Source organism: Amycolatopsis nalaikhensis (genome assembly GCF_030264295.1).
Taxonomy (GTDB): domain Bacteria; phylum Actinomycetota; class Actinomycetes; order Mycobacteriales; family Pseudonocardiaceae; genus Amycolatopsis; species Amycolatopsis nalaikhensis.
This window is the reverse complement of record NZ_CP127173.1, coordinates 8,830,703-8,849,952: the sequence shown is the minus strand read 5'-3', so window position 1 is coordinate 8,849,952 and position 19,250 is coordinate 8,830,703. Positions and strand designations below refer to the sequence as shown.

Below are 19,250 nucleotides of genomic sequence, written 5' to 3'. Positions count from 1 at the left end.
TGGGGAGATGGGCCGCGCTGGTGGCCCTGGTGGCGAGCTCGCTGCTCGCCGTGAGCCCGGCGCGGGCCGAGCCGATGTTCGACCAGCAAGTGTTGTTCAAGGCTTCGCAGGATCCCGGCTACAGCTGCTTCCGCATCCCGGCGATCGTCAAGTCCGCCCACGGCACGCTGCTGGCCTTCGCCGAAGGCCGCATCGACAACTGCGGTGACACGGGCGACATCGACCTCGTGCTCAAGCGCTCGACCGACGGCGGCAAGACGTGGTCGCCGCTGCGGGTCGTCAACCGCGGCGGCGGCGACACGCACGGCAACCCGGTGCCCATCGTGGACCGCCGGACCGGCCGGATCGTGCTGATCACGACGTACAACAAGGGCCGTGACGACGACAAGGGGTGCGACGTCCCGTGCCCGCGGACGCCGCACTCGCAGTACAGCGACGACGACGGCCTGACCTGGTCGGCCCCGGTCGACATCAGCGCGCAGGCGAAACTGCCGGACTGGGACTCGTGGTACGCCTCCGGCCCGCTGCACGGGATCCAGCTGAATCAGGGAAAGCACGCGGGACGGCTCGTGTTCGGCGTCAACGCGGAGACGAGCGACGGCACGCATTCCGTCGAGAACCACGCGGGCCTGGTCTACAGCGACGACGGCGGCCGCAGCTGGCACGTCGGCGCGGTGAACTCCTACCCGCACCCGGTCGGCGGCACGTACACGCAGAAGCCGTCGGAAGTCACCGTCGTCGAACTGGCCGACGGCTCGATCTACGCCGGGGGCCGCGAGCAGGGCGGCACCGACATCGGCAACCGCGACTACGCCATCAGCCGCGACGGCGGCGAGACGTTCTCCACGCCCTTCACCACCATCCCCGACCTGGTGACGCCGATGGTGCAGGGCGCGGTGCTGCGCGTCGGCAACCGCCTGCTGTTCTCGTCGCCGTCGGACACCGACCGGCGGCGCTGGATGATGATCCGCTCGTCCTACGACGGCGGCCGGACGTGGGAGAACGCCGAGCAGGGCACGCGGATCACGACGGACTGGTCCGGGTACTCGGACCTGGTGCAGATTGATAGGTCGCGGATCGGGCTGCTGTACGAGGGTGGCGCCGTCGACGCGCGTGACGAGATCCGCTTCGCGCGCTTCAACCAGGAATACCTGGGGTGGCGCAACTCGGCGGGACCGTCCACACCGGACGTTTCCGGACAGGCCGACGCCCGGGTGCTCGGTGGGGCGTCGATCACCGAGGGACGCTTCGGCGGGGCCGTGGCGCTGGACGGCGTCGACGACTACGTGCGCGTGCCCTACGACCCGGCGCAGCCGCCGGGCGACGGCGACCTCACCTGGACGGGCTGGTTCCGCTACGGCGCGACCAAGGGCAACCAGGTGCTGTTCTGGCTCGGCGGCATGGGCAGCACCGCGCCCCAGCTGTGGTTGCGCGGCGAACCGGCGAACCACCGGCTGATCGCGATGATGACGACGGCGGCCGGGAGCGCGTCGATCACGTCCACGCAGGCCTACGACGACCAGGCGTGGCACCACGTCGCGCTCGAGCGGACCGGCGGCAAGCTCCTGCTGTGGGTCGACGGCGTCCAGGTCGCCTCCGGTGCCGCGGCGGCGGGGTCGGTCAGCCAGACGGTGTCGTTCCAGCTGCAGCTCGGCCAGCGGCTGGACAACCAGTTCCGCTGGAACGGCGCGTTCGACGAGGTCCGCTTCTACCGCAGGGCGCTCACGGCGCCGGAGCTCGACGCGATCCGGCTAGCGAACGCGCCGGTGCCGGCGGGCCAGGTGCTGCGGCTGCCGTTCGACCGGATCCACGGCTGAGCGAGAGGAGGACGCCGCCGGCGATGCTGAGCGCACCGCCGGCGGCGTCCACCCAGGTCGGCGTCTCGCCGAGCCACGCGAACGCGACCGTGACGGCGACGGCGGGCACGAGGTAGAGCGCCCCGTGGCGACGGCGATCGAGTGCCGCGCGACCGTGTAGCCCCAGGCGACGAACCCGATCGCGGAGGGGAAGACACCGAGGCGACCCAGGCCGAGCCGGTGTAGGCGAGGCCGCTGCCGACGGCGATGAGCGTGCTGCCGCCGAGGGCCACCGCGCTGCCGAGGACCCGGGTCGCGGTCAGCCGTTCCCCGAGGAACGCCGCGGCGAGCAGCACGCTGAACACCGGGGCCACCGAGACGAGCAGGCTGGCGGTACCCGCCGGGACGTGCACCTCGCCCCAGTTGAGCAGGAGCTGATAGGCGCTCATCCCGGCGAGCCCGCAGACGGCGATCAGCGGCAGGTCGGCCTTCCGGGGCACGCGGACTTTCAGGAGGGGCGCGGCGAGCAGCAGCACGGCCGAGGCGACGGCGAGGCCGACCTTGACGAGAGCGTGCAGGACGCGCGGGCGGCGAAGCTCCACCATGAAGCCTGACTTTCCGCATGACGAAGAAACCGCCCAGCACCGCACGGTGGCGGCGACGGCGGCCGCGCTGCACCTGACCGGCCCGGCGGTGTCGCAGCACCTGGCGGCGCTCGAGCGGGAAGCGGGCGTGCCGCTGCTGGAGAAGCAGGGCCGGACGCTGGAGTCCACCGCGGCGGGACGGCTGCTGGTCTCGCACGCGGAGGTGATCCTCGACGACCTGGCCGCGGCGGAGTCGGCGATGGCGGCGGTGGCTTCGGAGGGCGCGGGGACGGTCCGGGTGGCGGCGTTCGCGTCGGCGGCGCGGGGGCTGCTGCCGCGGATCTGGGGCGGGCCGGTCTCGTTGCGCCTGATCGAGCAGGAGCCGGATCTCGCGCTCGCCTCGTTGCACCCGCCGGGAGGTCGACATCGTGGTGGTGCACAGCTATTCGCTCGTGCCGCGAAACATCCCGCCGCGGTGCGAGGAGCGCGTGCCGCTGGAGGAACCGGTGCTGCTGGCGGCGGCCGGGCAGGTGGCGTCGCCGGTTCGCCTGGCCGACTTCGCGGACGAGCCGTGGCTGGTGCCGACGTCGGACTTGTCGTGCTACGAGATGATCCAGCGCGCGTGCGGCGCGGCCGGGTTCGTGCCGTCGGTGGTGGCGGAGTCGGCGGACTTCTCGGTCCTGGTGGCCTTGGCGGCGGCTGGTGCCGGGGTGGCTTTGGTCCCGGCCATGGCGGTGCCGTCCGGACCGGTCGGGGTGGGGCTGCACGAGCTGGCGGAACCGTTGACGCGCAAGGTGTTCGCGGTGACGCGGTCCGGCCTCGCGCGGCGGCCCGACGTCCGGGCGGTGCTGGACGAGCTGGCGAGGGTCACACCGTCCGGCAGGTGAGCTGCGGGCGGTCGGCGCCGGTGCCGTTGCCGGTCAAGGCGATGAAGCCGAACGTCGTGCTCGCGCCGGCGTCGAGGGTGGCGTTCCAACCCGCGTTGTCCACCGTGACCGTCGAGCCGTCCACCGTGTAGGTGCCGTTCCACAGGCCGGTGATGTGGTGGCCGTCGGGGAGGGTCCAGCGGACGCTCCAGCCCGAGAGATCGTCGGTGCGGTCGTTGCGGACCGTCACCTGCACCTGGTAGCCGCCCGGCCAGGAGTTCGTGACTTCGTAGCTGGCCGCGCAGCCGAGGTCGGCCGTGGTCGTCGGGGCCGGGGGTGGGGCGGAGGACACCGGTGCCGCGACCGACGTCCCGCCGTCCGGGACCAGAATCGTGCCGATCACCACGCCGAGGGCCAGCAGCACCGCCCCGGCCGCGGCGACGAGCACAAGCCGCCACCGGGGGCGGTGGACTTTCAGCAGCCGGGTGCCCAGGTGGCCCCGGGGACGCGGCGGTGGCAGGGGGCGGTTCTCGGTGACCGCCTCGAACAGCTGCCGGACCTCGGCCATCGACGGGCGCGCGTCGGGGTCCCGCTGGAGCAGGCGGGTGAGCACCTCGGCGAGCGGACCTTCGTGGCGCGGCGGGATGACGTCCTCGCGGGCGACCCGCAGCAGCAGGGCGATCGGGTTGTCGTCGGTGCCGAACGGGGGAGTGCCTTCCAGCGCGCGGTAGAGCGTCGAGCCGAGGGAGAAGACGTCGGCGGGGAACCCGGCTTCGCGGCCGTTGGCGACTTCGGGGGACAGGTACGCGGGGGTGCCCGCGATGAAGCCGCCGCCGGTGACGGTGCCTTCGCCGGTCGCGCGGGAGATGCCGAAGTCGGCGATCTTGGCGACGCCGGAGTCGGCGAGCAGGACGTTGGCGGGCGTGACGTCGCGGTGCACGATGCCTTCGGCGTGCGCGGTGGCGAGGGCGGAGGAGACCTGCAGGCCGATGCGCGCGACGTCGTCGGCGGGCAGGGTTTCGCGGTCGAGCAGGAGGTCGGCCAGGCTCCGCGACGGCAGGTACTCCATGACGAGGTAGGGCTCGCCGTCGTGCTCGACGACGTCGTGCACGGTGATGGCGTGCGGGTGGCGCAATCGCGCGGTGAGCCGGGCTTCGCGAAGGGCGCGCTGGCTCGCCTGGTCACCGGCGGCCTGCCCGATGGCCGGGTCGTAGCCGAGCTGCTTGACGGCGACGACCCGGTCGAGCCGTTCGTCGCGAGCCCGCCAGACGACGCCCATCGCCCCCTGGCCGATCCGGCCGTCGAGCCGGTACCGCCCGGCGATCAGCTGTCCTGCGTCGCTCACGACGACCTCCCGGCCTTCCCCGGAACACACGGATGCGGGGCACGATCGGTTCGAGCTTAGCGACCGGCCCCGGCGATCCGCCGACGAACGCGGCGCGGCCCGGGCGTGCTGAAGGGGACGTTCATCTCATCTCACGCGCTGAAGGGCCCTTTCCTCCCGCCACATGACAGGAAAGGGCCCTTCAGCCCAGCTTGGCAAGTCTCACGCACTGAGCCGGTGCAGCTCGTCCCACGTCGGCACGCGCGGGGTGAACCGCAGCTTCATCCCGGCCTCCGCGGGCAGCCTGTCGCCCTTCCGGGCGTTGCAACTGCGGGCCATGCCACCGCACGCGGCGACCGTGTTGAGCCACGACGTCCGCTCGCCGCCGCGGCTCAGCGGGATCACGTGGTCGATCGTCGTCGCGCGGGCGCCGCAATACGCGCAGCGGTGGCCGTCGCGGGTCAGCACCCCGCGGCGGGACCAGCGCGGCGGCTGCGTATATCGCCACTTCATGACCACGTACCTCAGCAACCGCACGATCTTCGGGCGCGGGAACAACCCGTACGCGAGACCGTCCTCGGCCTCGTGGATCTCGGCCACGTGCCGCACCAGCATGCGGATCGCGTGCGGGACCGACACGGTGTGCAGGGGCTCGTAGCCCGCGTTGAGCACGAGAACCTTCACGGCGCACCTCTTTCCGGGGTGAAGACACAGAAAGCCGCCCGACGGGGGCGGCTTCTGTCTGGCGCCGATCATCGTCGCCCGGAGGCTTGACCTGCGTCAATCGTGTTTCACACCAGGGCGTGCGTGCGGAAGAACCGCCAGATCACCGGGGTCGCGTCGATGACCGTCGGCGTCGCCGAGTCGTTGTTCGGCTCCGTGCTCGGCCAGACGTGCCCGGCCCCTTCGACGCGGTAGTGCTCGAGCGCGCCACCCCGGTCGCAGCCGAGCCACTTCTGGGCCACCACCCCCGCCACCGGCGTCCACGACACCGGCGTCGCGCGGCAACCGTCCCTTGTGGACCACGCCGCCAGCCAGTCCGGGATCGCGGGCAGGCCCTTGGCCGGGTTGCCCGCGTACGGGATCGTCGTGTCCGCCGTGCCGTGGAAGTCGAGCACCGGCACCGGACGGCTCGGGTGGCAGGCGCCGCCCTGCGGGTAGAACGCGCCCGACACCGGCGCGAACGCCGCGATCCGGCCGGCCATGCGGCACGCCAGCACCCCGACGAACCCGCCGCCGTTGGACTTCCCGGCCGCGAAGATCCGGTCGTTGTCCACGCACAGGCCCCGCTGCAGCGAGTTCAGCAGGTCGCTGGTGAACAGGACGTCGTCCGCGGCGGCCGAGTAGGGCGCGCCGGTCCAGGCGGACTCGCCGTCGGTGCCGATCAGGCCCTGCGGGTAGACCGCGATCGCGTCCAGGGCCGAGAAGCCGGACAGCTGCTCCTGGTACAGCGACGTGCGCTTGTGCCCGTGGAACGAAAGCACCAGCGGGTAGGCGCGGCGCGGGTTGTAGTTCGCGGGCAGGTGCACGGTGTACTCGCGGTCGAGCCCGCCCGAGACGACGTGCCGCGTGGTCGTGACCCCGGCGGGCACCGGGGCGGCGCGCCCGCAGCCGGTGGTGCGGACCGGGTGGTCGACGACGCCGGCGGCCGCGGCGGGCGCGGCGAAAGCGGTGGTCAGGGCACAGGCCGCGGCGAACGTGGCGGCCCACCGGGGGAAGCGTCCGGGCACTCGATCCTCCTTGATCGGCAGCGGGGCGTGGTCAGCATCACACCGGGAGCCGGGCGCACCTACATTGCGTTCATAAAGTGCGCGGCGGACCTGTCGGACCCCCTCGGTAGGATCGCCTCACCTCGGCCGATGCACCCGGAAAGGAACGGAAGTGACCACCCCGATCGAGACGCTGGAGTTCCAGTCGGAAGCGCGTCAGCTCCTCCAGCTGATGATCCATTCGATCTACTCGAACAAGGACACCTTCCTGCGCGAGCTCGTGTCCAACGCCTCCGACGCCCTCGACAAGCTGCGGCTGGAGTCGTACCGCGACAAGGACCTCGGCGCGGACACGTCCGACCTGCACATCACCATCGAGGCGGACCCGGCCGAGCGGACCCTGACGGTGCGGGACAACGGCATCGGCATGACCCGCGACGAGGTCGTCGCCCTCATCGGCACGATCGCGAAGTCCGGCACCGCCGACTTCCTGACCAAGCTGAAGGAGGCGAAGGACGCGGCGGCGTCGCAGGACCTGATCGGGCAGTTCGGCGTCGGGTTCTACGCGAGCTTCATGGTCGCGGACAAGGTCACCCTGGTGACGCGCCGCGCGGGCACCGCCGAGGGCGTCCGCTGGGAGTCGACCGGCGAAGGCACGTACACGATCCAGGCGGTCGAAGACGCGCCGCAGGGCACCGCGGTCACCCTGCACCTCAAGCCCGAGGACACCGAGGACCACCTCTACGACTACACGGCCCCGGCGAAGATCCGGGAGATCGTCAAGCGGTACTCCGACTTCATCACCTGGCCCATCCGGATGAAGGGCGAGGGCGACGAGGTCGAGACGGTCAACTCGATGAAGGCGCTGTGGGCGCGTTCGTCGAGCGAGGTGACCGAGGACGAGTACCACGAGTTCTACAAGCACGTCAGCCACGACTGGCAGGACCCGCTGGAGACCATCCGGCTGCAGGCCGAGGGCACGTTCGAGTACCAGGCGCTGCTGTTCCTGCCGTCGCACGCGCCGATGGACCTGTTCCTGCGCGAGCGCAAGCGCGGGGTGCAGCTGTACGTCAAGCGCGTCTTCATCATGGACGACTGCGAGTCGCTGGTGCCGGAGTACCTGCGGTTCGTCAAGGGCGTCGTCGACGCGCAGGACCTCTCGCTGAACGTCTCGCGGGAGATCCTGCAGCAGGACCGGCAGATCCAGCTGATCCGCCGTCGCCTGGTGAAGAAGGTCCTGTCGACGGTCAAGACGATGATGACCGCGGACGCCGAGAAGTACGCGACGTTCTGGCGCGAGTTCGGCCGCGCGGTGAAGGAAGGCCTGCTCGACGACTTCGAGAACCGCGAGGCGATCCTCGAGATCTCGTCGTTCGCGTCGACGCACGACGCGGAGAAGCCGACTTCGCTGGGGGACTACGTCTCGCGGATGAAGGAGGGCCAGGAGCACATCTACTACATGACCGGCGAGTCGCGCTCGGCGATCGAGAACTCGCCGCACATGGAGGCGTTCCGCGCCAAGGGCTACGAGGTCCTGGTGCTGACCGACCCGATCGACGAGATGTGGGTCGACGCGGTGCCGGGCTTCGACGGCAAGCAGTTCCAGTCGATCGCGAAGGGCCAGGTCGACCTCGAGTCGGAGGAGGACAAGAAGGCCACCGAGGTCGCGCGCGAGCAGCAGAAGAAGGACTTCGAGGGCCTGCTGACCTGGATGGGGACGGCGCTGGGCGAGACGGTCAAGGAGGTCCGCCTCTCCTCGCGTCTGACGACCTCCCCGGCGTGCATCGTGGGTGACACGCACGACCTGACGCCGACGCTGGAGAAGATGTACCGCGCGATGGGGCAGGAGCTGCCGCCGATCAAGCGCATCCTGGAGCTGAACCCCGAGCACGGGCTGGTGACGGGGCTGCGGGAGGCGTACGCGGCCCGGCCGGACGACGAGGGCCTGGCCGAGACGGCGGAGCTGCTGTACGGGATGGCGCTGCTGGCCGAGGGTGGCGAGCTGGCCGACCCGTCGCGGTTCATCAAGCTGGTGGCCGGTCGGCTGGAGAAGACCCTCTGACCTGACGCCCGGTGGGTTCGCCTGGCGGGTTTCGACGTCGCGAATGACTCATTCGGGGCGCTGGAGGTCGCGAATGAGTCATTCGCGACCTCCGGGCCGGGGTCGGGCCAGACCGCGCCCGGCTCAAGCCGTCACGGGGCTGCGTTCATCAAATCCAGCGCGCTCTGCTGGCGTGCGGCATCCGCCTGGTCGAACGGCCCCGCCCACATCAGCCCGTACGCCTCCGCGCTGTTCCGGTCGTTCGCGTACGCCGAGTTCGCCTGACGCTGCAAATACCCCGTGTACGGGTGATCCGACAGCGCCGCGTTCAGCGCAGCCAAATCCCGGACGTACACGCCCTTGAAAGTCGGCCCGTCGAGACCGCCACCGCCCGCCGTCTCGCCCGGGTCGCGGAGGATTCCGCCCGGGTTCAAAGCCGTGCTCGTGGTCGACGCGTTCGCCAGCGTGCGGGCCCTCGTCAACAGCCCCGCGTCGCCCGTCGCCCGGGACAGCTCCGTCAAGGCCGCCAACGGCACTCCCTGGTTGTACGTCCACGTCGGCTGGCCGTTGTTGGTGCACGTCGACATGTTCAGCCCGTCGTTCACCAGGTTCGACCCGTTGATCATCCCGCTGCCCGAGAACCACGTCCACCCCGCGCGGGCCCGGCTCAAATACACCGTGTCGCCCGCGATGCGGTTGTGCAGGGCCGCGTTCAGCTGGATGTACAGCGAATTCGGGATCGCGTTCTTCGTCGTCCGCGACGTGTTCCACCACACCCCGCCGCCGCAGACTCCGTCCCAGTACGCCGCCATGTGGTCCGCGTCCGCCCGGGCCGTGTTCAGGTAACGGCTATCACCCGTCAGGTCGTACGCCTTCACCCACGCCAAGCCCCACCACGCCGTGTCGTCCAGATAGTCATTTCTGAAGCTGCCGCCCTGGGCCGCGAGGTTCTTCGTGTACGTCGTGTCGATCGCGTACCGGTAGCTGCCCATTCCGCTGATCCGGATGTTGTCGATGAGCGCCGTCAACGCGTTCGCCGAATTCCACCAGCCCGTCGTGTCGAACAAGCCCGTGCCCAGGTTGTACCGCTCCATCAACGCCGTCGCGGCCGCCGTGCGGCGGTCCCACGCGTTCCACGTCGTCCGAGCCCAGCCGGTGCACGCGATCGTCGACGATCCCGTCGGCTGGCCGCACGCCCGCAGCAGCCCGACGCCCTTGTTCGCCCAGTCGTCGACGTTGTACATCAACGTCCGCCACCCCGTGGCCCCCGACGGCGTCGCCGTGTCGCCCAGCTTGCTGCCCGACGCCCACGTGCGCCCGGCGTCGAACGACCGGTCCAGCCACACGTGGTCGCCGGGTGCGCCGCCGGTGATCGACGCCCAGCCCATGTCGTCGGCGTCGTCCAGGTGCAGGGATAGCCGGCGGCCGCCGACCGTGGCCGAAGCTCCTTCGCGGTCGCCCGGGGACAACGCCGGATCCCGGGCGTCGCAGTACTTGTCGCAGATCGTGGCGGCCGCCGCCGCCGGGGTGGGAGCCGGGGTGGCGGCGAGGACCAGGGTCAGCAGGGGAACGAGGACGTTGAGCACATCGGCCACCTTCCACGGTGAAGGGCGATGCTTTCCTTTCTAACGCGCTGATATTATTGGTCCAGTCCTTTTGTGGACAGGTTTGCGGACAGGAATTCACGCCCGGCGCGAGCTGAGCAAGAGCAGGCACAGCACCGCGATCCCGGTGACGAGCCCGGCCACCAGCAGCATCGGGTCGAGCGACGGCGCGGTCGCCTGCTGCACCGTGGGTGAGGGCACCGTGGTGGTGGGTGGCGCGGTGGCAACCGGTGCTGCGGCGGCCGACGACGTGGGAACCGATGACGGGGAAGCCGCCGCCGTGGACCGGGACGGGGTCGGCTTGGCCGTCGTGGGCGCCGGTTTCGGCGGTGCGGTCGTCGGCGCGGGCAGGACCGTCACCGTGGCCCGCATGTCGGGGTGCACCGAGCAGTAGTACGCGTACGTCCCCGGCTGGCGGAACGTGTAGCTCCAGCTCTGCCCCGCCGACAGCCGCGGGCTCCGGAACGCGACCGGCGCGCTCGTGGTGACCACGTCGTGCGGGGCCTCGTCGTGCTGCATCCACGTGACCGTGTCGCCGACCCGCACCGTCAGCGCGGCGGGGGAGTACGCGTAGCCCTGCATCATCACCTGCTGCGTCGCCGCGGCGGCCGGGTCGGGCGCGAAGGGCAGGTTCAGGAACACCAGCAGGCCCGCGACGGCCAGGGCAGCCCGCCTCATCGGACGAACTCGATCGCGATCTCGACGCGCAGCCGTCGCCGGGCGAGCAGGCGCGCCACCCGGCCCGCCGGACGCCGCGACGCGCGGGCCGGGGCCACGAACCCCGCCGCCCACACGACGACGCTCTCCTCGTCCCGGTGCCGGACGTCACCGCGCAGCTTCACCTCACGCCCGGCGACGCGGCCTTCGACGACGAACGGGTCGTCGTCGACTTCCTCGGCCGTGAAGGTCAGTTCGTCGCGGAACGTCCTGCGGAGCAACGGGGTCCGGAAGGAGCCGAGGGTGATCGTGAGCGTCGAGCCGGGCGTCCAGTGCCCGCCGGTCGCGGTGAGCCTGCCGCGGATCACCGGCGGGCGCGGGGAAACTTCGATGACGCAGCGGTCGCGGCGCAGCGTGTAGCCGATCCCGGGCGGGGCGGGCAGGACGGCGGTGTCGGGCATGGCCGGGTGTCCTCCAAAAGGGGAAGGGCGGGGTGGCCCGGCCGGGCCACCCCGCGGGGGTCAGCAGCTCGCCTGGTCCAGCAGCGGCGTCAGCACGGATTCGAGCCACACCGTGTGGGTCTTGATGTACTGGTCGAGGTTCAGCAGGTCGGTCACCTGCTGACCCAGCGACGTCTCCAGGTGCGCGCTCTTGATGTGCGCGACGATCGGCGCGAGGGTGTCGGTGAGGACCTTGCTGCCCGACCCGTCGAACGCCGGGGCGAGCACGGTCTCCAGCCACACCGTGTGCGTCTTGATGTACTGGTCCAGGTTGAGGATGTCCTGCACCTGCTGACCCGGGGAGGTCTCCAGGTGCGCGCTCTTGACGTGGTCGATGATCGGCTGCAGGACCGCCTTCGGCACGCAGGAGCCGCCGCCGGCCGGGGTGGTCGGCATCGGCATCGAGTGGCTCGGCGGCGAGGTCGGCGCGGACGTCGGGGCCGACGTCGGCGGGGCACTGGTCGGGGCCGACCCGGTGACCGTGACCGTGGCCTTCATGTCCGGGTGGATCGAGCAGTAGTACGAGTACTTGCCCGCCTGGGTGAAGGTGTGGCTGAAGGTCTGCCCGTTCTGCAGGGTCGGCGAGGTGAACTTCTCCGGCCCGTCGGTGATCACGATGTTGTGCGGCGCGGTGTCGTGGTTGGTCCACGTCACCGTGTCCCCGACGTTGATGCTGAGGTCGGCGGGCGAGAACTTGTAGCCCATCGCCTCGACCGACCTCGCCGACGCGGCCGGAGCGGCCTGCTGTTCCTGCTCGAGGCCTTGGTACAGCGGCACGGCCAGCGGGCTCTGCTTGGCCAGCGCCGCGAGGTCGACGTTCGTGGCCGCCGCCGGGGCGGCCTGTTCGCCCTGCCCGCCGCGGAGCGTGGCGATGCTGAACAACGCCGCCGCCAGTGCGACGATCGCGACGGCGACCGGCCAGTGCCGTCGCCGCACCGCCTCCGGTCGCTCGGGGGTGGCCGGGGTGGGGTTGTCCATCGAGGACTCCTTTCGGAACTGCGCGATCACCGGCCGGGACTGGCCGTGACGAGGAAGCTCGCCGCGAGGAGGACCACGATGACGAGCGTGGTCTCGGCGGCGACGGAATAGACGAACGGGCGGACGGTGCCGGCGTCCCCGCGCAGGACGACGGCGAAGTCGAGGCGGCGGCCGACCCAGCCGCGGCTGAACTGCGCGGCGAGCAGCACGGCGGCGAGCACGGCGAGCTTGACCAGCAGCGTCCGGCCGTAGGCGGTGCCGAACACCCGGCCGAGGCCACCGATGGTCTGCCACGCGAGGACCACGCCCGCGGCGACGACGACGGTCACCGACGTCATCGCGAGCTTCGAATACCGGGGGACCACGGTGGCGAGCTTCTCCGGGGTCGCGCCGGGCCAAGACCCCGAACAGCAGCACGGCCAGGCCGCCGATCTACGCGGCGGCGCCCGCGAGGTGCGCGAAGTCCGCGAGCTGCGTCAGCCACGGGCGGGTGCTCTCGACCGCGTGCCCGGTGAGGCCGGTCGTGCGGAGCAGCCCGAGGAGGATCGCTCCGGCCGCGACGCGCCAGGGCAACGCCGTCGCGGCTGCGCGGCCGCGTTGCAGCAGCCAGGCCAGCACGACGCCGCCGAGCAGCCACAGCAACGCCCTGGCGAACCAGATCCGCCCGAACTGGCTGTCGAGGGCCTCGCTGAGCAGGTCCCAGGCCAGGAAGTCGCCGGCCGGGCGCTGCGCGGCCCAGGCCGCCTGCAGGCCCAGCCCGGCGAGCGTGCCGAACAGGCCGAGGAGCCAGCCGGTCACCAGCACCGAACGGGCGCCGCGGTGGCCCGCCCCCGCCGGCCAGAGCACGGCCAGGAACAGCAGCCCGCCGGCGAAGAGCGTCAGGCCGGTGTAGTCGACGGCGCGCGCGAGCACGTACCACGCTTTGACGGCGTCCACGCTCACCGTCCACTCGGGACGGTCGACGGCACGGCGGCGGGGATGAGCGCGCCGTCGGGGGCGCGGCAGTAGCCGAGGACGAGCGCGCCGAGGCCGTCCGGACCGGTGACGCCGAGCCCGGTCGTGACGGTGCCGAGCAGCGGGAGCCCGCCGACGGTGTCCAGAACCTGTTGCGCTGCACCGGGTTCACACGCGGGCACGTCCGTTCCCGGCGGGGGTGGCGGGGGAGTGGTCGGCGGGGTCGTCGGCACGGGAGCCGGGGTCGGCGCGACGACGACGTCGCCGGGTGCCGAGGGGGCCGGCGGCATCGGGGGCATCGGCTCGGCCGGTGGGGCACCGGCGGGCAGCGGGACCGCGGGGACACCGGACGGCGGCAGCCCGGACGGCAGCGGCTGCGTCGTGGCCGGCGCCGGGGGCCCGCCGTCGGCGACCGGCGGCGGGGTGGCCGCGTCCGCGGCGCTCCCGGGACGCAGGCCGATGCCGGACGCGTAGCCGACGACGACCACGACCGCGCCGGCGAGGCTCGCGGCGATGACGTGGTCACGGCGCAGGGCGGGACCTCGCACGGTTTCGTCCTCCAAAGAACGGGAATGCGCTCACCCGGAAAGGGGTCGGCCGGAATGCCGGAGCGGCGGGGAATGAACGGGATGTGGGGAGCAGGTAACCAGCCGTCCCGTTTCGCGGGGTGTTCTTCCCGTGAAGGCGAGGTAAAGTCGGGCGGCCTCCGGGCGGCGGCCGCCGGTGAGATGGTCCGCTGAACGCCTCGTTTTCTGGGCCGTTCGGGTGATCGGCCGCGCGCACCAGTGGAGCAAGCGCCCGATTTGCCCGGTTCGGCGACGGCGGCGCGTTGCGGCGGTGAGAATTGCTTAACGCAGCTGTTTCACGCTTCACGGTTGTCCGTTCCGGTGTGCTCGCTAGCGTTTCCGGTCATGTCCGCCCGATCGTCTTTCCCCGCCCGGATCACCGCCGCACTGGCCGTCGCCGGGGTGTCCTTGTTGTGCGCGCCCGAGGCCGACGCGCACAGCGTGCTCGTGTCCAGCTCGCCCGCCCGGGACGCGGTGCTCACGGCGTCGCCGTCCGAGGCGGTGCTCGTGTTCAACGAGCCCGTGGAGAACCGGTTCACCGAACTCGCCGTGCTGGGCCCCGACGGCGCCTCGCACTGGGAATCCGGCCCGGCGTCCGTTGTGGACGGACGCGTGTCCGCGCCGCTGCGCCCGCTCGGGGCCCGCCGGCGGCTACACGATCCGGTACCGGGTCACCTCCGCCGACGGCCACCCGGTCTCCGGCGCGGTCCCGTTCCGCCTCGCCGTCGCGGGCCCGGCCACGGCGGCCCCGGTCGCGGCGATGACGGCCCGCCCGGACGACGGCCCGGCGCCGCTGTGGCCGTGGATCACCGGCGGTGCCGTCCTGCTCGGCACCGGGTTCGCGGTGGCCAGGCGGGTCGCGCGGGCGAACGCCTGACCCGTGTGTGCCGCCGCGGCCGTCCGGGTAACCCCGGCCCATGGCGAATCTCGACGACACCCAGACCGCGCGGCTGGACGAGTTCGTGCTCGCCCGGCTCGCGGAAGACGAAGACCGGGTCCGCGCGGGCGAGCTCCCGCTGCTGGACGAAGCCGAACGGCGCGGGCACCTGCGGATCATGCACGCCCACGGCGGTGACGGGCTGCTGCTGGTCGGCGGGCCGGTCGAGGCGATGGAAGAGCGGCGCCCGGTGCCCTTCGCCGAGAAGGTGGAGTTCCTGCGCCGCGAAATCCGCGACAGCCACGACGACACGTCGGTGAAGCTGATCGCGTCCGTCTACTCGGCCCACCCCGACTGGCGGGACGACTGGCGGCCCTGACGTTTTGCGCCGTCCGGGAACGGGCAAACGCCCGGTATGTCCCGCACCGTGCTCGACGACGTGACGACGATCCGCGAAGCGGCTCGGCCGCTGCGCTGCCCGCAGGACTTCGACCCGCTCGTCCGGCGGATCGGGGACGCCCGGATCGTGCTGCTCGGCGAGGCGACCCACGGCACCGCCGAGTTCTACCGCTGGCGCGCCGAGCTCACGAAACGGCTGCTGGCGGAACGGGAATTCTGCTTCGTCGCCGTCGAGGGCGACTGGCCCGAGTGCCACCGCGTGCACTGCTGCGCGGCCGGGGCACCCGGCGCGCCGAACGACCCCGGCCAGGTGCTGTGGGGCTTCCGGCGCTGGCCGACCTGGTTGTGGGCGAACGAAGAGGTCGCCGAGTTCGCCGCCTGGCTGCGGTCGTTCAACGCGACCGGCGGCGGGATCCCGTGCGGCTTCCACGGCCTCGACGTCTACAGCCTCGGCGAGTCCCTGCGCGGCGTCCTCGACTACGTGCACGAGCACGCCCCGGACCACGCCGAGGCGGCGCTGCGGGCGTTCCGGTGCTTCGAGCCGTACGGCGAAGACCCGCGTGAGTACGGGATTTCCGCCGAGCTGGTGCCGGAGAACTGCCGCGAGGAAGTCGTGCGCCTGCTGGCCGGGCTCCGGTCGGCGGCGCACGTCGACCCGTGCCGGGTCTCGACCCGGCGTTCGTCGCCGAGCAGAACGCCGAGGTCGTCGCCGGCGCCGAGCGGTACTACCGGGAGCTCGTCCGCGGCGGTGTCCGGTCCTGGAACGTGCGCGACACTCACATGGGCGACACGCTCGATCGGCTGCTCCGCGCATACGGGCCGCGGTCCAAAGCCGTCGTGTGGGCGCACAACACGCACGTGGGCGACGCGCGGGCGACCGACATGGCCGCGGCGGGCATGACCAACCTCGGGCAGCTGGCCCGGGAACGGCACGCGGGCGCCGGCGTCGTCGCCGTCGGGTTCGGCACCCACCACGGGTCGGTGATCGCGGCCGACCACTGGGGCGGGCCCGCGCGCCGGATGCCGGTCGAAGAGGCGCACCGGGACAGCCTCGAAGGCGTGCTGCACGAAGCCGTTCCCGGTGAGGACAGCCTGTACGTCTTCGAAGACGGCGACGGGTGGGCGCAGGAACTGCGCGGGCACCGCGCGATCGGCGTCGTGCACCGCGGCGGCGGGTACGTCCCCACCGTGCCGTCGGCCCGCTACGACGCGTTCGTGCACTGCGACGAGACCACGGCGATCACGCCGCTGCACCAATGGGAGCCGGAGGAGGACGAGCCGCTCGAGGCGCAGACCTTCCCCAGCGGTGAGTGAGGCGGCATGGCTTTCCGGGAGGACGTCCCGCTGGTCTTCGCCGACCGCGAGGACGGCGGCCGGCGGCTCGCGGCCGAGCTGCGGCGGCGCACCTGGGTCGACCCGCTCGTGCTCGGGCTGGCCCGCGGCGGGGTGCCGGTGGCCGCCGTCGTCGCCCGGCGGCTCGGCGCCGACTTCGACGTCGCGGTCGCGCGCAAGATCGGCGCGCCGGGCCGCCGCGAATACGGCGTCGGCGCGGTGACCCCGGACGGGCCCGCGATCTACGACGAAGCCATCCTGCGCTCGCTCCGGCTGACCTCGGCCCGGATGGCCCGCGCGGAAGCCCGCGAGCGCGCGGAGGCGCGACGGCGGCTCGCGCGCTACCGCGACGGGCGGGCCCCGGCCGGTGTCGCCGACCGGGACGTCATCCTCGTCGACGACGGGCTGGCGACCGGCGTCACCGCGACGGCGGCCCTGCGGGACGTGCGGGCCGGGAACCCGCGGACGGTCGTGTTCGCCGCGCCGGTGGGAGCCCCGGGCGCCGCGGCGCGCCTGCTGCACGAGGCGGACGACGTCGTCTGCGTGACCGAACCGGCGGGATTTCGCGCCGTCGGCCAGTGGTACGCCGATTTCCGCCAGACGAGCGACGAAGACGTCCTGGCCCTGCTTTCCGGTGACCGTCGGGAATCCACAGAGGACGGACGGTGACGCGTTGGGCCACCCGGGTACGCCCGGGTTCAGCCGGTCGGGGGCGGGGTAACACCCGGCAAGGGGACCGACCGAGGGCGGGCGTGATGATCGAACGGGACGGGCTCGGCGCGGCGGCGCGCGGGCTGCGGCAGTACCTGCTGGCCGTCGCGGCCAAGCTGGACGCGCCGGCCTGGTTCTGCGAGGTGGACGTGCCGGCGGGCGCCTACCTGGCGTTGGAACGGCGGCTCGGGCGGTTCCCCGACCACGAAGTGGCGCTGCTGTGGGACGAGCGCGACGGCTGGGCGGTGGCCGTGGAGTCGCCGTCGGGGGAGGACCTGGTCGTGCTCGCCTACCTCGGCGAGGACGTCCTACCCGCGCCGGACGCGGTCGTGGCCTTCGTGCGGGAGTGCTACGCCGACGGCTACCCAGGACAGCCGGACCCACCGGGCTTCCGGAGACCCGGGGCCCCGGACGGCTTCGACGACCGCCTGGCCGCGTTCTCGGGCGACGGCGTCCGCCTCCCCGAGGCCCACTCCTGACTCAGCGCGGCGGCAGGACGCAGAACTCGTTGCCCTCCGGGTCGGCGAGCACGATCCACGGGTCGTCGGCCGGGTCGTCGAGGACCTTCGCGCCGAGCATCACCAGCCGCTCCACCTCGGCCCGCTGGTCGCCCTCCACCGGGGCCACGTCCAGGTGCAGCCGGTTCTTCACGGCCTTCTCCTCGGGCACCGGCTGGAAGAGCAGCGCGGGCCCGTCGTCGAGGTCGACCTGCGTGTAGGTCGTGCCGTGCGAATCCGTCCACGTGCGGCGCTTCCCGTTCCCCGGCGCCTTTTCCCAGAACTCGGCGAGCAGGTCGGGCTGACGGCAGTCGACCGTCACGGCCAGGACGCGCGTGGTCGTCATGACCCCGCCACGATCCGGTCGACGGCCTCGGCGACCAGTTCCGGCTCGGCGACCGTCACCGTCAGCGCCGGGTGCCGGATGCGGCCCCACGGCTCGATGCCCGGCACCGGCTCCCGGAACCGCAGGCACACGCCGCGTTCGGTCGTCGTGCCGAACGTCAGGCCGCGGTCGGCGAGCGAGAGCCGGACGCCGAGCGCGCGCACCGCCCGGAACGGGCCGGTGACCTCGGCGCCGGCGAGGTTGTCCAGCGGGGTCTCGACCAGCCACGGGCCGAACCGGACGCGCAGGCCCGCGGCGTCCAGTTCGAGGCCGCTGCGCGTGCCCAGCAGGCGGCGCAGGGAAGGGTGCGGCACGGCGAAGTCCGCGTGCAACCGGTAGTGCACGACGACGGCAGGCTCACCCGTCGCCGGTTCGGCGGCGGTCATGCGTCCCCCGGCGGGACGGCGCTGACGAGGTGCATGGGGCCTCCTTCGCGGTGGGTCCCCCGGGGACTACCCGCTGTGCCCGTGCCGAAACGGCGGGATCACCGGGTGGCGGCGGACCGGGTGAGCGCGCGGGTGGCGACGATCGCGAGCACCAGCCCGGCGACCGCGGTGAGCCCGTGCAGCCAGTTGTCGGCCCAGTTGACGTTCACCGGGTCCTCGGGCGTCTCGAACGCCGTCGCGAGGACGCCGTAAGCCGTCATCCCGGCGAAGCCCACGAACAGCACCCAGCAGTAGATGATCGAGCCGGTGCGCCGCGTCGCGGCGAGCAGGCCGAGCACGCCGACGGCGGTGTGCACGAAGTTGAGCATCGGCGTGGTGCTGAAGATCCACACGGCGCGGCTGGTCTCGTGCCCGGCCGCCGCGGTCTCGGGGGTCAGGAACCCGGCGATCCCGAGCGCGAGGTAGGCCAGCCCGGCCACGGCGACGACCGGACGGAGCCAGCCCGGGCCCGGCCGGGAGCGGGTGTCGGCGGACGACATGGTGGTCTCCTTCCCTCCGGGAGCGGATACCCGCCCGGACGGGGAGGAAACCGGCGTCAGAACTCGTCGGCCTCGGTCAGCTGGTGCTCGAAGGCGTCCGCGCGGGCGACGACCGACTTCAGCGGCCGCTCGAACTCGTGGAAGATCGACAGGTCCTCCATGGGCACGGTGTGCTTGAGGAGGGCGACGCCGTCGACCACGGCCGCGCCGCCGATGGCCGCCGTGCCGGCGAGCTCCAGCAGCGACCGCAGGTCGATCGCGTCGGCCCGGCCGACCGGCGAGGAGATCTCGAGCCACGCCCCGCCGTCCAGGTCGGGCAGGTGGTGCACCGTCACCTGCTGGGTCCGGTCCCGCGGGCCGGTCAGCCGGAACCGCAGCCAGCCGTCGGACTCCTCGAGGACCTCGTACCGCGTCCGGACGAAGTTGATCACATCGGTCCAGCTGGCCACCCGCTCCGCCTTTCACCACCGGTCGTCGTGCGCGGTCGAGCATCTCACGACGGCGGGCCGTCCGGACCGCGGACCGGCCGTTTCACCCCGATTTCA

The 19,250-nt window shown here is 72.4% G+C and carries 23 protein-coding genes and 3 pseudogenes; 11 read left to right on the top strand and 15 right to left on the bottom strand.

From position 1 onward, the window contains the following. Positions 1-20 precede the first annotated feature (20 nt). On the top strand, positions 21-1,817 hold the full coding sequence (locus tag QP939_RS42935) for a sialidase family protein (RefSeq protein WP_285452500.1): 1,797 nt from the start codon (positions 21-23) through the stop codon (positions 1,815-1,817). On the opposite strand, the gene QP939_RS42930 is transcribed toward QP939_RS42935, so the two are convergent. Then, positions 1,709-2,446, bottom strand: coding sequence for a DMT family transporter (locus tag QP939_RS42930; protein ID WP_285459976.1), 738 nt, complete (start codon positions 2,444-2,446; stop codon positions 1,709-1,711). The two genes, QP939_RS42935 and QP939_RS42930, sit on opposite strands and share 109 nt — an antisense overlap. On the opposite strand from QP939_RS42930, the pseudogene QP939_RS52045 reads away from it, so the two are divergent. Both QP939_RS52045 and QP939_RS42925 read left to right on the top strand, forming a co-directional pair. Next, positions 2,400-2,570 (top strand): annotated as a pseudogene (locus QP939_RS52045) (helix-turn-helix domain-containing protein); the annotation flags it as partial. The gene QP939_RS42930 and the pseudogene QP939_RS52045 overlap by 47 nt on opposite strands. Before the next feature lie 196 nt (positions 2,571-2,766). Further along, complete coding sequence (locus tag QP939_RS42925; RefSeq protein ID WP_285459975.1) at positions 2,767-3,267, top strand: LysR substrate-binding domain-containing protein; 501 nt, start codon at positions 2,767-2,769, stop codon at positions 3,265-3,267. Here QP939_RS42925 and QP939_RS42920 read toward each other — a convergent pair. The 3 genes from QP939_RS42920 to QP939_RS42910 form a co-directional block, all read right to left on the bottom strand. Then, on the bottom strand, positions 3,248-4,591 hold the full coding sequence (locus QP939_RS42920) for a protein kinase domain-containing protein (RefSeq protein WP_285452498.1): 1,344 nt from the start codon (positions 4,589-4,591) through the stop codon (positions 3,248-3,250). The genes QP939_RS42925 and QP939_RS42920 overlap by 20 nt on opposite strands. Positions 4,592-4,792: 201 nt before the next feature. Beyond that, positions 4,793-5,254, bottom strand: a complete 462-nt coding sequence (locus QP939_RS42915; RefSeq protein ID WP_285452497.1) for an HNH endonuclease — start codon at positions 5,252-5,254, stop codon at positions 4,793-4,795. 107 nt (positions 5,255-5,361) lie between these two features. Continuing rightward, positions 5,362-6,300 (bottom strand): CE1 family esterase, encoded by a 939-nt coding sequence (locus QP939_RS42910; RefSeq protein ID WP_285452495.1) that lies wholly within the window; start codon positions 6,298-6,300, stop codon positions 5,362-5,364. A gap of 151 nt (positions 6,301-6,451) precedes the next feature. Between QP939_RS42910 and htpG the strand changes: the two genes are divergently transcribed. Continuing rightward, a complete protein-coding gene (htpG, locus tag QP939_RS42905; protein WP_285452493.1) occupies positions 6,452-8,341 on the top strand; it encodes a molecular chaperone HtpG in 1,890 nt (629 codons plus the stop codon). A gap of 131 nt (positions 8,342-8,472) precedes the next feature. Here htpG and QP939_RS42900 read toward each other — a convergent pair whose 3' ends face one another. From QP939_RS42900 to QP939_RS42870, 7 genes are all read right to left on the bottom strand, one after another. Next, positions 8,473-9,906, bottom strand: a complete 1,434-nt coding sequence (locus QP939_RS42900) for a glycoside hydrolase family 76 protein (RefSeq protein ID WP_285452491.1) — start codon at positions 9,904-9,906, stop codon at positions 8,473-8,475. Positions 9,907-10,002: 96 nt separating this feature from the next. After that, a complete protein-coding gene (locus tag QP939_RS42895) occupies positions 10,003-10,602 on the bottom strand; it encodes a cupredoxin domain-containing protein (RefSeq protein ID WP_285452489.1) in 600 nt (199 codons plus the stop codon). Then, positions 10,599-11,042: a hypothetical protein gene (locus QP939_RS42890; RefSeq protein WP_285452487.1), complete on the bottom strand. Its 444-nt coding sequence runs from the start codon at positions 11,040-11,042 to the stop codon at positions 10,599-10,601. The genes QP939_RS42895 and QP939_RS42890 overlap by 4 nt, the downstream gene beginning before the upstream one ends. Positions 11,043-11,102: 60 nt before the next feature. Continuing rightward, positions 11,103-12,059, bottom strand: a complete 957-nt coding sequence (locus tag QP939_RS42885; protein WP_285452485.1) for a cupredoxin domain-containing protein — start codon at positions 12,057-12,059, stop codon at positions 11,103-11,105. 26 nt (positions 12,060-12,085) lie between these two features. Beyond that, positions 12,086-12,424, bottom strand: coding sequence for a CopD family protein (locus QP939_RS52320; protein ID WP_285452483.1), 339 nt, complete (start codon positions 12,422-12,424; stop codon positions 12,086-12,088). A 67-nt stretch (positions 12,425-12,491) separates the two neighbouring features. After that, positions 12,492-12,995 (bottom strand): hypothetical protein, encoded by a 504-nt coding sequence (locus QP939_RS52315; protein WP_285452481.1) that lies wholly within the window; start codon positions 12,993-12,995, stop codon positions 12,492-12,494. A 2-nt stretch (positions 12,996-12,997) separates the two neighbouring features. Next, complete coding sequence (locus QP939_RS42870; protein WP_285452479.1) at positions 12,998-13,561, bottom strand: hypothetical protein; 564 nt, start codon at positions 13,559-13,561, stop codon at positions 12,998-13,000. A 363-nt stretch (positions 13,562-13,924) separates the two neighbouring features. Here QP939_RS42870 and QP939_RS42865 point away from each other — a divergent pair. From QP939_RS42865 to QP939_RS42835, 7 genes and pseudogenes are all read left to right on the top strand, one after another. Further along, positions 13,925-14,152 (top strand): annotated as a pseudogene (locus tag QP939_RS42865) (copper resistance CopC family protein); the annotation flags it as partial. Positions 14,153-14,177: 25 nt separating this feature from the next. After that, positions 14,178-14,456 carry a copper resistance protein CopC gene (locus QP939_RS42860; RefSeq protein WP_285452477.1) on the top strand — a complete coding sequence of 93 codons (279 nt, stop codon included), beginning with the start codon at positions 14,178-14,180 and terminating at the stop codon, positions 14,454-14,456. A 40-nt stretch (positions 14,457-14,496) separates the two neighbouring features. Continuing rightward, complete coding sequence (locus QP939_RS42855) at positions 14,497-14,835, top strand: DUF6221 family protein (protein ID WP_285452475.1); 339 nt, start codon at positions 14,497-14,499, stop codon at positions 14,833-14,835. A 36-nt stretch (positions 14,836-14,871) separates the two neighbouring features. After that, positions 14,872-15,441 (top strand): annotated as a pseudogene (locus tag QP939_RS42850) (erythromycin esterase family protein); the annotation flags it as partial. 71 nt (positions 15,442-15,512) lie between these two features. Then, the gene (locus QP939_RS42845; RefSeq protein WP_285452473.1) at positions 15,513-16,169 is read left to right on the top strand and encodes an erythromycin esterase family protein; all 657 of its coding nucleotides are present in this window, start codon (positions 15,513-15,515) and stop codon (positions 16,167-16,169) included. A 6-nt stretch (positions 16,170-16,175) separates the two neighbouring features. After that, the gene (locus QP939_RS42840) at positions 16,176-16,856 is read left to right on the top strand and encodes a phosphoribosyltransferase (RefSeq protein WP_285452471.1); all 681 of its coding nucleotides are present in this window, start codon (positions 16,176-16,178) and stop codon (positions 16,854-16,856) included. 86 nt (positions 16,857-16,942) lie between these two features. Next, on the top strand, positions 16,943-17,377 hold the full coding sequence (locus tag QP939_RS42835) for a DUF6292 family protein (RefSeq protein WP_285452469.1): 435 nt from the start codon (positions 16,943-16,945) through the stop codon (positions 17,375-17,377). 1 nt (position 17,378) lies between these two features. Here the strand turns inward: QP939_RS42835 and QP939_RS42830 are convergent, their stop codons facing one another. The 4 genes from QP939_RS42830 to QP939_RS42815 form a co-directional block, all read right to left on the bottom strand. Beyond that, positions 17,379-17,741 (bottom strand): VOC family protein, encoded by a 363-nt coding sequence (locus QP939_RS42830; RefSeq protein ID WP_285452467.1) that lies wholly within the window; start codon positions 17,739-17,741, stop codon positions 17,379-17,381. Then, on the bottom strand, positions 17,738-18,166 hold the full coding sequence (locus QP939_RS42825; protein ID WP_285452465.1) for a hypothetical protein: 429 nt from the start codon (positions 18,164-18,166) through the stop codon (positions 17,738-17,740). The genes QP939_RS42830 and QP939_RS42825 overlap by 4 nt, the downstream gene beginning before the upstream one ends. A gap of 98 nt (positions 18,167-18,264) precedes the next feature. After that, positions 18,265-18,705, bottom strand: coding sequence for a DUF4383 domain-containing protein (locus QP939_RS42820; protein ID WP_285452463.1), 441 nt, complete (start codon positions 18,703-18,705; stop codon positions 18,265-18,267). Positions 18,706-18,761: 56 nt separating this feature from the next. Beyond that, positions 18,762-19,154, bottom strand: a complete 393-nt coding sequence (locus QP939_RS42815) for a hypothetical protein (RefSeq protein ID WP_285452461.1) — start codon at positions 19,152-19,154, stop codon at positions 18,762-18,764. Positions 19,155-19,250: the final 96 nt, after the last annotated feature.